Origin of the sequence: Neglectibacter sp. CSJ-5, assembly GCF_032490475.1 — a bacterium.
GTDB lineage: Bacteria > Bacillota > Clostridia > Oscillospirales > Acutalibacteraceae > Hominenteromicrobium > Hominenteromicrobium mulieris.
Genome location: NZ_JAVYJC010000005.1, coordinates 24,506 through 38,596, shown reverse-complemented (window position 1 = coordinate 38,596; position 14,091 = coordinate 24,506). Strand labels below are relative to the sequence as shown.

Below are 14,091 nucleotides of genomic sequence, written 5' to 3'. Positions count from 1 at the left end.
GGGATGATACGGACCGGCTGGGGGCATTTAAGGCGGCTGCTGCTTTGCAGCACGCAACACCCCAGCGGGCGCTTGCCGGTATGATGGCAAAGCACATCATCTCCATTTATGATATGTGCTTTTCAGACCGGAAAACTTTTGAGCTGGCTGTCTGGGAGGAAAAGATTACCGACAGCCTCAACTATCTGTTCTTACTAAAAGCTGTGATAAAGGAGGAATTGGAACATCAACCAGATTGAAACAAAAATTTTGAACTGCACTGCGGTACAGGAAGCGGAGAAAAACATGGTGTTTGCGGCCAGGCTCACCCAGCGGGGCCATAAGATCCATTCTATGGATGACCTTCTGGCTCTTTATGAGAAAGGCTATACTTCCGAAACGGTCAAACGGATTGCCTCTCTGCCTCATCCTGCCGTACAGAAGTTTTCGGTTATCACGGTGGCGGTTGTGGGCGCCAGCAGGCGTTTTCTGGCGCAGATCACCCGGCACCAAAATGAAGTCAAATTTATCAGTGCGTCCCTGCAATACAGCAATTACGCGGGGCAGGCCGATTTTGTGGTGCCTTATGAAATCCTTACGGCCAGCCAGTGGGTGCATGATTTTTACCTGAAAAAATGCCGGGCTGCCATGGAGCATTACGCGGATATAGGCGCCTGCGGGATTTCCAGGGACGCCGCGGGGTACCTTGCCCCGCAGAGCCTCCGCAATGTGCTGATAATCAGCGCCACGCCTTACCAGTGGAAGCACATGATCGGCCAGCGGACTTGCCGCCGCAATACGGATGAAACACGCTTTGTCCTGCTGAAAATATGGGCGGACCTGTATGCGCTGGACCCGGAACTATTTAGCCCGGAACTTGCCGGTCCCTTCTGCCAGCGGGAGGGATGTCTGGAAAAAGATATGTCCTGCGGCTGCCCGTGTGAAAAAGGGGCGCTGCCTCTTGACCTGCTGCGCCAGGACTATCCTGCCGCACTGGAAGGAGGCCGCCAGTGAAAATCAGGATCATTGATTTCGGGCTGCCGGAGAACCACCGTCCCCTCCGCTCCCACGCCAATGACGCCGGGGCGGATGTCTATATGCCATTTGACTGTACCCTGGAGCCTGGCGGGATCGCTAAAATCCCGCTGGGCTTTGGCCTGGAGGTGCCGGACGGCTATGCTGCCTATGTGTTCCCAAGGAGCAGCCTTGCGGCAAAAGGGGTGGTCTGTGAACTGCCCCCTGTGGATTCCGGCTACCGGGGCGAAATCCATGCCATTGTCAGCAATGTGGGAAATGAGGCCCGGACGCTTCCGAAAGATTCCAGGATCGGGCAGCTTATCATCATGCCCGTGGTGATCGCGGACTTTGTAAATGACCTGGGCGGCGAACGCGGCAAGGGTGCTTTCGGCAGCACGGGGAAATAACTTTTGTCTTTGTATAAATATTTTCTGTGTGGATAACTTAAAAATAAGGCCAGGTACTATACAGATGTAACCAATCCTATATAATATTGGTTATATCCGGGAGCAAAATACGATTTTAAACTGTTTTATTCCTTACAAAGAATAGAAAGTGGCCAGCCTCCCTTATATGTGACTGACCACTTCTACTTTTTGTTATTCAGTTCTTTCATAATGCCGAGGATGTAAGACATTGTTTTGGAATCCAGCTTCTTTGCCTCTGTGATAAATTCCTTTAAAGCGGCGGGATTCGGATTGCCTTCATCGAAAAATTCCTGTGGTGTTACGCCCAGGTATTCACAGATATAAAAGAAGGACTGCATAGAAGGAAGCGTTTTCTTGTTCTCCACGTTGTTGATATAGTTGTTGGCCTGTCCAAGCGACAGCGACATATCCCGCGCGGAAACACCCTTCTGCATCCTCAGTTTTGCCAGCCTTTCCGGGACAAAATCTTCGTACACCATAGTCACCTCCTATTCTGTAATAGATTGTACCTTACAGGCTGGCTCTATTCGCTAAATGAAAAGGGGTATTTCTGTTGACACGCTAAATGTAACCTACTAAAATAAGAAATGCAGTAGTTTTCAACTATCAGCCATAAGGGAGGCAGGTATCATGGAACAAAAAATATGCGGAGTAACCGGACACCGGGAGATCCCCGCTGAATATATGGAGCAGGCAGAGCAGGACCTTCGCCGGGAAATTGAAAAAGCCATCGCAGACGGTTATACCTATTTTATTTCCGGCTTTGCTGACGGCGCCGATCAGCTATTTGCCCGGATTGTTCTGGAAAAGGCAAAAGAAAATCCGGCGCTGCGCCTGGAGGCAGCAATTCCTTACCGCAACCGCTATAAGCGGCTGATGGAGGATGGGCAGACCAAAGCCATGCTGGAGGCATGTGCGAAGGTTGCAGTTATCAGCGAGGAATGGGCTTCCAATGTCTATATGAAGCGCAACCGTTATATGGTAAGCCAGGCAGACCGGGTGATCGCTGTCTATGATGGACGGGAAAAAGGCGGCACGGTGTCCACGATCCGCATGGTCCACGCCCAGAGAAAAGAAATGCGGGAGGTCCCTGTGGGGCCTTATCTTCCTGAAAACATGATAAATCTTGGATATTTCAGGAACGCTTCGGGTAGATAAAAGCACTCAAATCTCAAATTCCAAAATTAAAACTGAATACCATGAATTTACGCCGCAGATCCTTTCTGCGGCGTTTTGCTATATAATCCTGGCGCAAAGGTGCTCTTATCCCTTTGCGCTTTTTTCATATTCAAAATTCAAAGGAGGTGCGGCACATGTGGAGCGCAGTATCACATTTTCTGTCTTTCACGCTTGGCACAATCGCAGGCGTAACTTTGATGTGTCTGCTGCAGGCCGGAAGGCAGGCAGATGAGCAGTTTACAAAATTCTTTGATAAAGAAGGAGGTTCAGACGAATGAAACTTGTAGTAGCCGAAAAGCCCAGCGTGGCCCAATCTTTGGCCGCGGTGCTGGGGGCAAAAGAGAAAAAGGACGGGTATCTGGAAGGCGGCGGCTGGCTGGTGTCCTGGTGTGTGGGCCATCTGGTGGAGCTGGCCCAGCCGGAAGCCTATGGGGAGCAGTACGCCAAATGGCGGTATACGGATCTGCCCATCCTTCCCGCCCATTGGAAATATGATGTGGCAAAGGATAAGAAAAAGCAGCTTGGCGTCCTGCGCCGTTTGATGGAGGATAAACGTGTGGACGCTGTGGTGTGTGCTACTGATGCCGGCCGGGAAGGAGAACTGATCTTCCGGCTGGTCTATCAGCAGGCCGGGTGCAGCAAGCCCATTCTCCGGCTTTGGATCAGCTCTATGGAGGACGCCGCTATCTGTGATGGATTTGAACACCTGCGGCCCGGCGCCGATTATGACCTGCTTTACCAGGCGGCGCTCTGCCGGGCTGGTGCGGACTGGATCGTGGGGATCAACGCCACCCGGCTTTTCTCTGTCCTGTATGGCGACACCCTGAATGTGGGCCGGGTAATGACGCCGACACTGGCGCTGATCGTCCAGCGGGAAGATGCGATCCGTTCTTTTAAGAGCAAGCCCTTCTATGTGCCGGAACTCGCCTGCGGAGGGGTTACCGCTGCCGGGGAAAAGCTGGAGGACAAGGCGGCTGCGGAAGCGATACGGGCAACTTGTGACGGAAAGCCTGCCGTTGTCCGCAAAGTAGAGCGACAGAAAAAGACTGTCCAGCCGCCCCGCCTTTACGATTTGACTACCTTGCAGCGGGAGTGCAACCGCTTGTATGGCTTTACTGCCCAACAGACCCTTGATTATCTGCAAAGCCTGTATGAGAAAAAGCTGGCGACCTATCCGCGAACAGACAGCCAGTATATCACAGCGGATATGCAGGCCACGGTTGGCTCTCTGGCCCTTTGGCTGTGGCAGAATATGCCTTTTGGCAAGGACAGCACCACGGCGCCGGAGCTGGAAGGGATCATTGATGACAGCAAGGTAACGGACCACCATGCCATTCTCCCCACGGTGGAGATAGCCCGCACCGATCTGTCTGCTTTGCCTGCCGGTGAGCGGGATGTCCTGATGCTCCTTGCCTGCCGCCTCCTCTGCGCTACCGCCCAGCCCCACCGCTTTGAGGCGGTGCTGGCAGTTTTAGAGTCCGAGGGCCACACATTTACCGCAAAAGGGAAAACGATTCTGCATGAGGGATGGAAAGGCATTGAACAGGCTTTCCGTGCCAGCCTGAAACAAAAACAGCCGGAGGACGGCGACGAAAATACGTCCCGCCTGCCAGAGCTGAAAGAAGGACAGCGATTTGAAAAGGCTGCCGCCACGATCCGGGAAGGCAAAACCAGCCCGCCCAAGCATTATACTGAGGATTCTCTGCTTGCGGCTATGGAGACAGCCGGTGCGGAGGATATGCCGGAGGACGCCGAACGGAAAGGGCTGGGTACTTCGGCCACCCGTGCCGCCACACTGGAAAAGCTGGTGTCCACGGGATTTGTCCAACGGAAAAAGAAACAGCTTTTACCTACGGATAAGGGCGTCAACCTGATTGCCGTCCTGCCCGATGTGATAAAATCCCCGGCGCTTACAGCGGAATGGGAGTCTATGCTGAAACAGGTGGAACGCGGAGAAATGACGGCGGACGCTTTTATGGAAGGGATTGCCGGTTTAATCCGTGACCTGATCCGGCAGAACACCGCCCCCGATCCTGCCTATTCCGTCTTGTTCGGGAACAAGAGCGCGGCCAGCCGGGAAGCTGTCGGGACCTGTCCCCGGTGCGGCGGCACTGTCTATGAAGGGAAGAAAGGCTTCTTCTGTGAAAATGAAGCCTGTGCCTTTGCGCTCTGGAAAGAAAACCGGTTCTTTTCCAGTAAAAAGAAAACCATCACAAAAACTGTTGCCGCGGCGCTCTTAAAAGAGGGCCGCGTTTCCATGTCCGGGCTTTTCAGCGAGAAAACCGGCAAAACCTATGACGCCGTGGTGGTGCTGGACGATACCGGCGAAAAGTATGTGAATTTCAAGCTGGAATTTTCGCAGCAGCGGGGACGGAAGAAATGACCGGCCCGCCGCGGGAGCTGACCCGCTCCGAGCGCGCAGCGATCCGAAGGCTGGTAACAGGCTTATGCGCCAACTATGACGAGCGGGAAAAGCTCTGCCTTCCTCTGGACTGTCCCTGCTATATGCTTCATAAATGGTGGACCGGCGGCCTTTGCCGGTATTTTGAGCTGTCGGTGCTGCCGGTTGAACCGGCTCTGGAAGCAGCTCTGACGGGAAATGATACTTCCCAGCGCCAGAAAAAATGCCCGGTATGCGGGAAGCTGTATCTTCCCACGACCAGCCAAGCGTATTGTTCTGACGCCTGCCGGACCTGGGCCAGACGGGACGCGGATAAAAAACGCAAGCGCCGGATTCGCCAGCACAAGGGATGATATGTCTGCAACTTAGCCTATTTATGCCTTGATTTATAAGGCTTTCCGGCCTCACTTTTACAGGCGGCAAGAGATTTATACTCTGCCCCTCCATAGGAAGGTTAAGTTGCGGACAAAAAGGTAAATGTAACCAACCGGATAATCAACTTTTAGGAGGGATGTGTATTTGAAGATTGCGCGTGTATTTCCACGCCGTACCAAAGCAACGCCGGATGATCCTCTGGCATTTACCGGCCCGCCGCCAAGGGACGGCCTGCCGGATATAGAAGAAGTGCATGTTTCTGTGGCCTTTACCTATGACATGGAGAAAGCGTGCCAGCTTGCCGAACAGTGGATGAAGCTGGGCGTCCCCGTCCACATGGGCGGTCCTGCCTTCAATATGCCTGGCGGTGATTTCGTGCCGGGGATGTATCTGAAAAAAGGTTATGTTATCACTTCAAGGGGCTGCCCCAACCGCTGCTGGTTCTGTTCCGTCCCCAGGCGGGAAGGCGGAAGGCTTAGGGAACTGCCGATCACCGAAGGGAATATAGTGCTGGACGATAACCTGCTTGCCTGTTCCCGGCAGCATATTGAAGCGGTATTTGAAATGCTGGGCAGGCAGAAAGAGCGTCCGGCCTTTACGGGCGGGCTGGAGGCCCGCCTTCTTCGGCCCTGGCATGTGGACCTTCTGCGGGAATCCAGGACGCAGCGCATGTATTTTGCCTATGACACCCCGGATGATTATGAGCCGCTTGTGGAGGCCGGGCGGCTTTTGCAGGCCGGAGGATTCGAGAGAAAATCACATAAAGCCTGCTGTTATGTCCTGATCGGCTACCGGGGCGATACCATGGAGGCAGCGGAAAAACGTCTGCGGGACGCCTGGAAAGCCGGATTTATCCCTTATGCCATGCTCTACCGGGATGAAAAAGGCATTGTAGACAGCGAGTGGAGAAAATTTCAGCGGCTTTGGGTCCGTCCGGCGATTGTAATGAGCCAACTGAAAGAATCTGACGGGAGGTGATGATACGGAGAAGGAAAAACTTGAAGTCGTGCCGGTAGTCCCCGCAATGATGAAGCTGGATGTGGCGGTCCAGGCTTTTGATATGCAGGATATTTCAAACCGGCGCTTTATGTATAATCCCAAGACCGGTATTCTGGTTTTGGGCCAGCAGTACGGGAAAGCAAGAGGGTTGCCCGGCAGCCATGCCGATGATCTGACTCAGGCCGGAATCAAAAACGGCTTTGATGATTTTGTGCGCGGCTGGGTGGGCACTGGAAAAAACTATCCCGCAGGGATCATTCATTTTGCCCCCAATGTGGACACCCAAAACATTTCCCTGTTCAACCGGGCGTTTGACACTTTAGAAATGTTTCAGCGCAACGGCGCGCTTCCCGATACTGTAGTCCGGGGATTTGGCAGGCAGTGGGAACAGGCGCTTTCCGAAGTCCTTTCCCCGGCTCATAACGAGAGGATCTCAAACCAGGAGGAATCTATGGAAATTCAGAATATCACGGTGGAGGACCTTCGCCGTATGGAGGATAAAGAAGGGCTTGTTTTGCAGGGCTGCGGCGGTGATCCTGGCGAATGGGTCCAGGGGATCAATGACCTGTTGGCGCAGAAAGGGATTCTTTTGGAAGGAACCACTTTTACCCATGTGAGCGTATTCCAAAATGAGGGGCTTACCTGCCTGCTGTTCCCTTTTGAGGATGTCAAGCTGGATATAGGGAAACTTGCCATGTGGCGTCTGCAAACCCATGATACTTTTGGCGGCACCTGGTTATCCGATTATATCGACAACCGCCTGGGCCATGAACCGGCGCAGGAAGCGCCAGGGAAACCGGATTGCCCGCTGATCGGCCAGGACGGGAACATTTTCAACCTGGTAGGCATTGCTTCCCGCACTCTCAAAGCCCATGGGATGCCAGAACAGGCGAAAGAAATGGCGGACCGGGTATTTTTCTGTGACAGCTATCATAAGGCGCTTTGTATTATAGGGGAATATGTCAATATCACTTCGGCTGACCGGGAGGCCGGGCGGCCTCACTCTATCCGGCAGCAGCTAAAAAATAATAAAGCCCCGGAAACGGCTGCCCCTAAAAAGGCGGCAAAGGAGCCGGAACGATAAGGAGGATGTGAAATGGAACAGGTATATGGAGTTTGGGCGGTAAGAAGTGCCGCTTCCATGTTCGGACATGCGGAAGCATGGTGCAAAGAAGATGGCCGCCCCTTGGAATTTGAATCCCTGGAGGCGGCCCAGGCTTATGCCCTGGAATTGAACCGTAAGGCAACGGCCAATGTCCGTTACTTTGTCAAAGAGAAGGAGCCGGAGCCAAACGCTGTAAGAGTCCCCGCCTCACAGCCGGATATAGAAGCTGTCGGCCCGGTGGACCGTGCGCCGAGAAATGAGGTTGCAGAAAAGCATAATGAGATCCCCGGCCGGCAGATGGCGCCGGAGGCGGACCCGGTTGTGGAGATCCGCTCTGCGGTACACAGCAACTATGCCAATATGGTCGCCATGCTTGCCGCTGACAATAAGGTATATCTTGGCCGGGAGGAACGCTATTCCTTTACCCCAGGCCAGTCGGGAAGCTATGACAACCGGGACGGCTCTTTATGTTTTGTGAGCGATATGCCGGAAATGTATTATTTCCTCTATGGGGAAGGCTGGTCGCACTCACAGGAGGAAATGCTGGACCGGGGGCTGACGATGGATCAGTATATGGAATTTGCCCGCCTGCAGGAAGGTGTTCTGCGGCAATTCACCCCGCGCCGGGAAATCCTGTTTGCGGGCCAGCCCTTCCAGGCGCCGGAAAACTATCTTCGCAACGCGGAGCTGGACCTGGAGGGTGAAAAGGGCAACTATAACATGATTGACGGCATTGTGAATAATGACCCGCCGATCCGGGCCGACCTTACCGATGGACAGACCCATGAGGAAGTCAAGGAGCCGGCCCCGGAAACGCTGCCGAATGAAAAGCCTTCGATCATGGAAAAGCTGCGGACAGACCGCATGGAGCATGAGGCCCGTGGTTTTCATCCTTCCCCGCCGGAAAGGGGGCTTTAATGCTTGAAGCTGAAATTTGAAAATGTGGATGTGGAACAATGCCTGCGCTCTGTGATGGAGCGAAACACAAAGCATTATCAATCTGATTTTGAATTTGATGTGGGCAGCATGGAGCGTATCGCTCAAACAAAGCACCCGGAGCGCACCCCTCTGTACTGGATGTCTCGCCCTTCCGGTACATGGTGCTTTCGGGAGCGGGATATTTTTATCCGGGATTCCGATGCGTTTCACACCTGGCAGTTTTACAAAGATACCCGTGATACGATCCTTGCGTATACGGTGGAGATCACTGGCATGGAAGGTGATTCAATCAAGGGAAATCTCTATACGCAGGATTACAGGGCTATGGCGGAGCATATTGAACGGACCGCTCTCCCCGCTGCGACTGTGATCGTCCAATTTGAAGGCCAGAGCGATCCAATGGAATTTAGTTATGCGTATTACCATGAGCATAGGCTGTCCCTTCACGCCCAATTTGGCAAGGCAGAAAAATTCCGGATGGAACCGGCTGTTCCGGGCCTGCTGCGCGGGATTCTGGCAAGCGAACAGAAATACCGGTATAACTTTATACCCGGCGTGTTTGAAAATCATCTGGATAAAATGATCGCGGCGGAAAAGCGTTCTGTTACCCACTTTCTGAAAGAGGCCGCCGCAAATACTCCGCGCCCGGCTCCTAATAAAAAGACAAAGGAACAGCCCCAGCGATGAAGGCCCCGAAAGAAAAACGCAGCGCCCAGATTCATATTTTGATTTCAGAACAGGAAATGGATAAGATCAGGGAACGCATGGCGCAGACCGGTATCACAAATACTTCTGCCTTTATCCGTAAAATGGCGATTGACGGATATGTGATTAACCTGGATCTGTCCGAAGTCCGGGAGCTGACCCGGCTGCTGCGTATCTGCTCCAACAATCTGAACCAGTATGCTCGGAAAGCCCATGAGACCGGCAGTATCTATGCGGTGGATATTGCAGATCTGCAATCCCGCATGGATGGGCTTTGGGAAATTGCAAAAAAGCTGCTGACGGAATTTACAAACATTCCATGAACATTCAAAAAAACGGTTGCTTTCCTGTGGCCGGGAGCGGTAGAATTTTTATAGAAAGAGAAAATCTGTTTTTGAGAAGGGAGGCCATCGTATGGGCGCTGCTTTACTGGCCGTTGGCATAGAATTGTTGATCGGCATTGGAATTGGACTGATTGTGACGGTGATCGGGCTGTTCTTTGGAAACATCATTGTTTTTGACAGCATTGCGCTGGCAATTCTGGCGGGCTTTCTTTCCCATGGACTTTTAGGCGTCCATCCCGCCCTGGCGATTGTGATCGGTATTGCTGTCCTGCTGGGGCTTCTCCTGCTTCACCGCACCCGTCCCGGCTTCTGGCTGATCGGCGGCGGTCTGTCCATTGTGTGGGGATTTATTTTTGCTACCATGGCCTATGAATTTTCCGGTAAGGATATGGTGTGGACCTATGTGGTGTGGGCGCTGGGGGCTATACTGGTCTTTGCCCTTCACCTGCGGGCACGGTACAAAATTGCATAAGGTAAGGATTTGGCCCGCCGATCAACCGGCGGGCCGTTTTTTTATTTATTCCAAATGTTTTGGCAACGCACATTTATCAAAGGAGGTGGACAATGGCGACCACAAGGCTGATGCCTTTGCATATCGGAGAGGGCCGCTCCTTCTCCACCGCAATCGAGGACATCATTGATTATGTAGAAAATCCAGAGAAAACCGACTATGGGAAACTGATTTATGGTTTTGAGTGTGATACCCGCACAGCGGATGCAGAATTTACCTTAGCCAAGCGGCAGTATATCCACAAGACCGGCAGAGTCCGGGGTGCGGATGACGTGATTGCCTACCATTTTCGGCAGGCGTTTAAGCCGGGTGAAGTGACGCCGGAGGAAGCCAATCAGATCGGCCAGGAGCTTGCTATGAGACTGACGAAGGGAAACAACGCTTTTATCGTCTGCACGCACATAGATAAGCACCATGTCCATAATCACATCATCGTGAGTGCGGTAAATTTGGAATGTACCCGGAAATTTCGTAACTTCTGGGGTTCCTCCTGGGCTTTGCGCCGGATCAGCGACAAGTTGTGTCTGGAGCATGGTCTTTCTATTGTCGAAGATCCTAAGCCCAGCCGCGGCCATTATGGGAAATGGCTGGGTGATGGAAACAAACCGCTATCCTTTCAGAATCAAATCCGACAGGCCATTGACGCCGCCCTGGAGCAGCACCCCTCTACCTTTGAGGATTTCCTGAAAATTCTGGAAGCGTCCGGTGTGGAAGTCACCCGGCGCGGAAAATCTATCAATTTCCGTGTCCCAGGGCAAAAGAGCCGAACTCGTTGCAATACGCTGAAAGGCGATTATACTGAACAGGCAATACGGGAAAGGATTGCCGGAACCTATATTTCCTCTGTTCAGCCCAAACGGTCCAGTTCTTCTGTGAGGATGCTGATTGATATTGACGCCGCAATGCGGGCCGGTAAAGGCGCCGGTTATGAGCGTTGGGCCAAAGTGTTCAATGTGAAGCAGCTTGCGAAAGCTGTGGCTTACCTGAAAGAGCACGGGGATATGAGCTATGAGGACCTTCAAGCAAAGGCCCAGGCCATGACTTCCCGGTTTAATGAACTTTCCACGCAGATCAAGGATATGGAAAGCCGTCTATCTCAAAATGGAGAATTGCAGAAACAAATCGTCAACTACTCAAAAACGAGAGCTGTCTACATTGAGTATCGAAAAGCCGGTTACAGCAAAAAGTTCCGGGCCGAGCATGAGGCTGACATCCTGATCCACCAGGCGGCAAAGAAATACTTTGACAGCCTGGGTGTGGAGAAGCTGCCTACCATAAAAGCTCTGCGGGAAGAATATGCCCAAGTGTTGGAAGCCAAGCGGAAAGCCTATGCGGAATATAAGCAGGTGCGGGAAGAAATGCGGGAGCTGCAAAATGTGAAAGCCAATATTGACTATCTGCTGGGGCCGTCCGTGGAGAAAAAGCAAATTATAGAACACTCTTAAAAAATCACCAAATTACCAACCTTATCATTTGAGTATTAGCCAGCTTATCTGTTGACACAGCCAAAAGAATATGCTACTATTTATACAGACCGTTGGTTTGTATGGAGGTGCGGGATGGCAAGAAACAAATACCCGGAGGAAACCGTGAAGCTGATTTTGGATGTTGCCACCCATCTGTTTGTTGAAAAAGGATATGACGCAACATCTTTGCAGGACATCATCAACGAAACAAATCTTTCAAAAGGCGCAATCTACCATCACTTTTCGTCCAAAGAAGAAATTTTTGAAGCGATCTTTCACCGTATAGGGGAAGAAAACACAAGTGCTTTGGCAAAAGTACGGGATGATAAATCCTTGAACGGGCTGGAAAAGTTGCGGGCAATCTTTAAGGCTGCTTTGTTTAACTCTAACCAAAGTCTAATGCTGACCGTTACGCCCTGCTTACTGGATAACCCGCGCTTTTTGGCGATGCAAATTGCCCAGCTCTATCAGATTGTTGCTCCTAAGTTCATCCAGCCGATCTTACAGCAAGGGATTGACGACGGTTCCATTCAGGCGACAAATCCCCATGAACTGGCAGAGGCCATCATGGTCTTGTCAAATGTATGGCTCAATCCGCTGGTTAGTATGACGGATGAAGCGGGAATGCGTAATCGTTGCGAAACATTCAATGACCTGTTACAAGGCGTTGGTATCAACCAGTTTTTGGACGATGAAATGATAAAGGGCTATATTAGCTACTGCAAGTCCCAGCACACGGCCTAACTCCCTAAAATGAGCTGCTCTCAATGAGCAGTTTATTTTAGACATACACCAAACCGACGGTCGGTTTAATATCGAGATAATGGAGGTATTTTATGCAGACAAAACTTTTCAGGCGTGATTTTACTCTCGTCGTGATCGGCCAGATCATTTCCCTTTTCGGCAATGCCATCTTGCGATTTGCCTTGCCGCTGTATCTGTTGAGAGAAACAGGTTCGTCAACGCTATTTGGTGTTGTGACCGCCTGTTCCTTTGCTCCGATGGTCATTCTTTCGATGGTCGGCGGCGTATTGGCTGACCGTGTGAACAAGCGCGACATTATGGTAGGGTTGGACTTCTCTACGGCAGCCATTATTATGCTGTTTTACTTTTCGTTGGGGAAGATCCCAACGGTTCCGCTTTTTATCGTTGCCTTGATGTTACTCTATGGTATTTCCGGCACATACCAGCCAGCAGTACAGGCAAGCGTTCCGCTTCTGGTGGTGAAAGAGAAACTGATGGCCGGAAATGCGGTAATCAATCAAGTCAATACCCTTTCTGGTCTGTTGGGGCCGGTAATCGGTGGCGTGATGTTCACCCTTTGGGGCATTTATCCGATTTTGCTTTTGAGTGCGGCGTGTTTTACTTTCTCAGCCATCATGGAAATCTTTATCCACATCCCGCATGAAAAACGCCCGCGTGAAGTCGGTGTGCTTCGGGTCGTCGGAATGGACTTGAAAGAAAGCTATCAGTTTGTAAAGACAGAAAAACCCATTTTCTTTTCGGTGGTCTTTCTGGTGTCCATCTTTAATTTGGTTTTAAGCGCGGTGATGATTGTAGGAACCCCCATTCTCATTACACAGGTGTTAGGGATGTCTGATACCATGTACGGCTTCACACAGGGGGCGCTGGCGTTGGGCGGTCTGTGCGGCGGAATTTTAACTGCAATCGTATCGGAAAAGCTGAAAATCCAAAATTCCTATGTGCTGCTTTTGGTTTGCTCCATTGCTGTGGCGGTTATGGGGATTTCCCTTTTTCTGAATATGCCTGCCATCGTATCGTATTGGGCAATCACTTTAATGAGCTTCACCGCTATGGGTGCCTCTACGCTCTTTATGGTTCAGGTTTACACACTGGTACAGACGCAGACCCCACCTCAATTAGTCGGTAAGATCATGGCGGCACTGATTTCTATTGCGATGTGCGGACAACCGATTGGACAGGCGATTTACGGTGTTCTGTTTGACATTTTTGCAGCGCATACATGGGTGGTTTTAATTGGGGCCGCTTTTGCAGCTTTGCTAATTTCTATCTATTCTAAGAAAGTTTTTAATCGGTTGGGTGTAAATTCAAATTAACTAACATTAAAGATTATTTCAAAGACAGAAGGTGATAAAATGGGAAATTAGCTGTATTAGATATATTGGAATCCGGCAGGCAAATTGGTGAAAAACTATTTGCTTTACTCTCTACTCAACAAAAGAAAGAGTTGGCTCAGTTTGTTCGTGACTATGAGGCTGGCAATATTCCGGCTGATGTCCCATACACAACACTCTTTCGAGGACAATATTTTATTCCACCACAGGAAGATCAGCCATTGACGGAGATCCAGAAGGGCGATTTGTATTTTTGCTTGGAGCAGCGCCTTGTTACTGTCCGAGGTCAGGTGATCCCGCTAACAGTTAAGGAATTTGAAATTTTTGCTTTGCTTATACTGAATCCAAAACGGGTGTTCACTTACGAAATGCTTCTGGATTTGGTATGGCATGAGGACTACACATACTATTCCCGAAAGGCAATCAACAACCATGTAAGCAACTTGCGAAAGAAAATCAGAATTGCCCCGGATCTGCCGGACTATGTAAAAAGCGTGTACGGTGTAGGATATAAATTCGATACATGAAAAGGGAAAGCTGCAGAGCA

Annotated in this window: 18 protein-coding genes; 17 read left to right on the top strand and 1 reads right to left on the bottom strand. The window is 51.1% G+C overall.

The annotated features are described in order from the left end of the window. The first annotated feature begins 44 nt into the window (after positions 1–44). From R2K26_RS11040 to R2K26_RS11030, 3 genes are read left to right on the top strand one after another with little or no spacing between them, the layout of a single operon-like run. Entirely contained in the window at positions 45–239 is a 195-nt protein-coding gene (locus tag R2K26_RS11040) for a hypothetical protein (RefSeq protein WP_243164763.1), read from the top strand. Further along, positions 226–993, top strand: coding sequence for an FAD-dependent thymidylate synthase (locus tag R2K26_RS11035; protein WP_316521547.1), 768 nt, complete (start codon positions 226–228; stop codon positions 991–993). The genes R2K26_RS11040 and R2K26_RS11035 overlap by 14 nt, the downstream gene beginning before the upstream one ends. After that, entirely contained in the window at positions 990–1,403 is a 414-nt protein-coding gene (locus R2K26_RS11030) for a dUTP diphosphatase (protein WP_008394486.1), read from the top strand. Before R2K26_RS11035 ends, R2K26_RS11030 begins: the two co-directional genes overlap by 4 nt. 182 nt (positions 1,404–1,585) lie before the next feature. Here the strand turns inward: R2K26_RS11030 and R2K26_RS11025 are convergent, their stop codons facing one another. Beyond that, a complete protein-coding gene (locus R2K26_RS11025) occupies positions 1,586–1,900 on the bottom strand; it encodes a helix-turn-helix transcriptional regulator (RefSeq protein WP_316521544.1) in 315 nt (104 codons plus the stop codon). Between the two features lie 154 nt (positions 1,901–2,054). Here R2K26_RS11025 and R2K26_RS11020 point away from each other — a divergent pair, with 154 nt between their 5' ends. The 14 genes from R2K26_RS11020 to R2K26_RS10955 all read left to right on the top strand — a co-directional run bounded on the left by R2K26_RS11020 (position 2,055) and on the right by R2K26_RS10955 (position 14,071). Continuing rightward, entirely contained in the window at positions 2,055–2,582 is a 528-nt protein-coding gene (locus R2K26_RS11020; RefSeq protein WP_316521068.1) for an SLOG family protein, read from the top strand. 155 nt (positions 2,583–2,737) lie between these two features. Next, a complete protein-coding gene (locus R2K26_RS11015) occupies positions 2,738–2,881 on the top strand; it encodes a DUF3789 domain-containing protein (RefSeq protein WP_087180090.1) in 144 nt (47 codons plus the stop codon). Then, a complete protein-coding gene (locus tag R2K26_RS11010; RefSeq protein WP_316521064.1) occupies positions 2,878–4,986 on the top strand; it encodes a DNA topoisomerase 3 in 2,109 nt (702 codons plus the stop codon). The genes R2K26_RS11015 and R2K26_RS11010 overlap by 4 nt, the downstream gene beginning before the upstream one ends. Next, complete coding sequence (locus tag R2K26_RS11005) at positions 4,983–5,357, top strand: cysteine-rich VLP protein (protein ID WP_117493295.1); 375 nt, start codon at positions 4,983–4,985, stop codon at positions 5,355–5,357. The genes R2K26_RS11010 and R2K26_RS11005 overlap by 4 nt, the downstream gene beginning before the upstream one ends. 160 nt (positions 5,358–5,517) lie before the next feature. After that, positions 5,518–6,357, top strand: coding sequence for a hypothetical protein (locus R2K26_RS11000; protein WP_316521056.1), 840 nt, complete (start codon positions 5,518–5,520; stop codon positions 6,355–6,357). Positions 6,358–6,829: 472 nt separating this feature from the next. Next, positions 6,830–7,462, top strand: a complete 633-nt coding sequence (locus R2K26_RS10995) for a hypothetical protein (protein WP_316521541.1) — start codon at positions 6,830–6,832, stop codon at positions 7,460–7,462. 12 nt (positions 7,463–7,474) lie between these two features. After that, positions 7,475–8,401, top strand: a complete 927-nt coding sequence (locus R2K26_RS10990; RefSeq protein ID WP_316521053.1) for a DUF4316 domain-containing protein — start codon at positions 7,475–7,477, stop codon at positions 8,399–8,401. 3 nt (positions 8,402–8,404) lie between these two features. Then, positions 8,405–9,109 carry a hypothetical protein gene (locus tag R2K26_RS10985; RefSeq protein ID WP_316521051.1) on the top strand — a complete coding sequence of 235 codons (705 nt, stop codon included), beginning with the start codon at positions 8,405–8,407 and terminating at the stop codon, positions 9,107–9,109. Next, entirely contained in the window at positions 9,106–9,450 is a 345-nt protein-coding gene (locus R2K26_RS10980; RefSeq protein ID WP_087180083.1) for a plasmid mobilization protein, read from the top strand. Before R2K26_RS10985 ends, R2K26_RS10980 begins: the two co-directional genes overlap by 4 nt. 91 nt (positions 9,451–9,541) lie before the next feature. After that, positions 9,542–9,943: a hypothetical protein gene (locus R2K26_RS10975; RefSeq protein ID WP_316521047.1), complete on the top strand. Its 402-nt coding sequence runs from the start codon at positions 9,542–9,544 to the stop codon at positions 9,941–9,943. A gap of 92 nt (positions 9,944–10,035) precedes the next feature. Beyond that, the gene (locus R2K26_RS10970; RefSeq protein ID WP_316521044.1) at positions 10,036–11,427 is read left to right on the top strand and encodes a relaxase/mobilization nuclease domain-containing protein; all 1,392 of its coding nucleotides are present in this window, start codon (positions 10,036–10,038) and stop codon (positions 11,425–11,427) included. Positions 11,428–11,541: 114 nt separating this feature from the next. Next, positions 11,542–12,192, top strand: a complete 651-nt coding sequence (locus R2K26_RS10965; protein ID WP_316521042.1) for a TetR/AcrR family transcriptional regulator — start codon at positions 11,542–11,544, stop codon at positions 12,190–12,192. Positions 12,193–12,284: 92 nt separating this feature from the next. Further along, entirely contained in the window at positions 12,285–13,526 is a 1,242-nt protein-coding gene (locus tag R2K26_RS10960) for an MFS transporter (protein ID WP_316521040.1), read from the top strand. A 65-nt stretch (positions 13,527–13,591) separates the two neighbouring features. After that, positions 13,592–14,071 carry a response regulator transcription factor gene (locus R2K26_RS10955; RefSeq protein WP_316521036.1) on the top strand — a complete coding sequence of 160 codons (480 nt, stop codon included), beginning with the start codon at positions 13,592–13,594 and terminating at the stop codon, positions 14,069–14,071. The last annotated feature ends 20 nt before the right edge of the window (positions 14,072–14,091 follow it).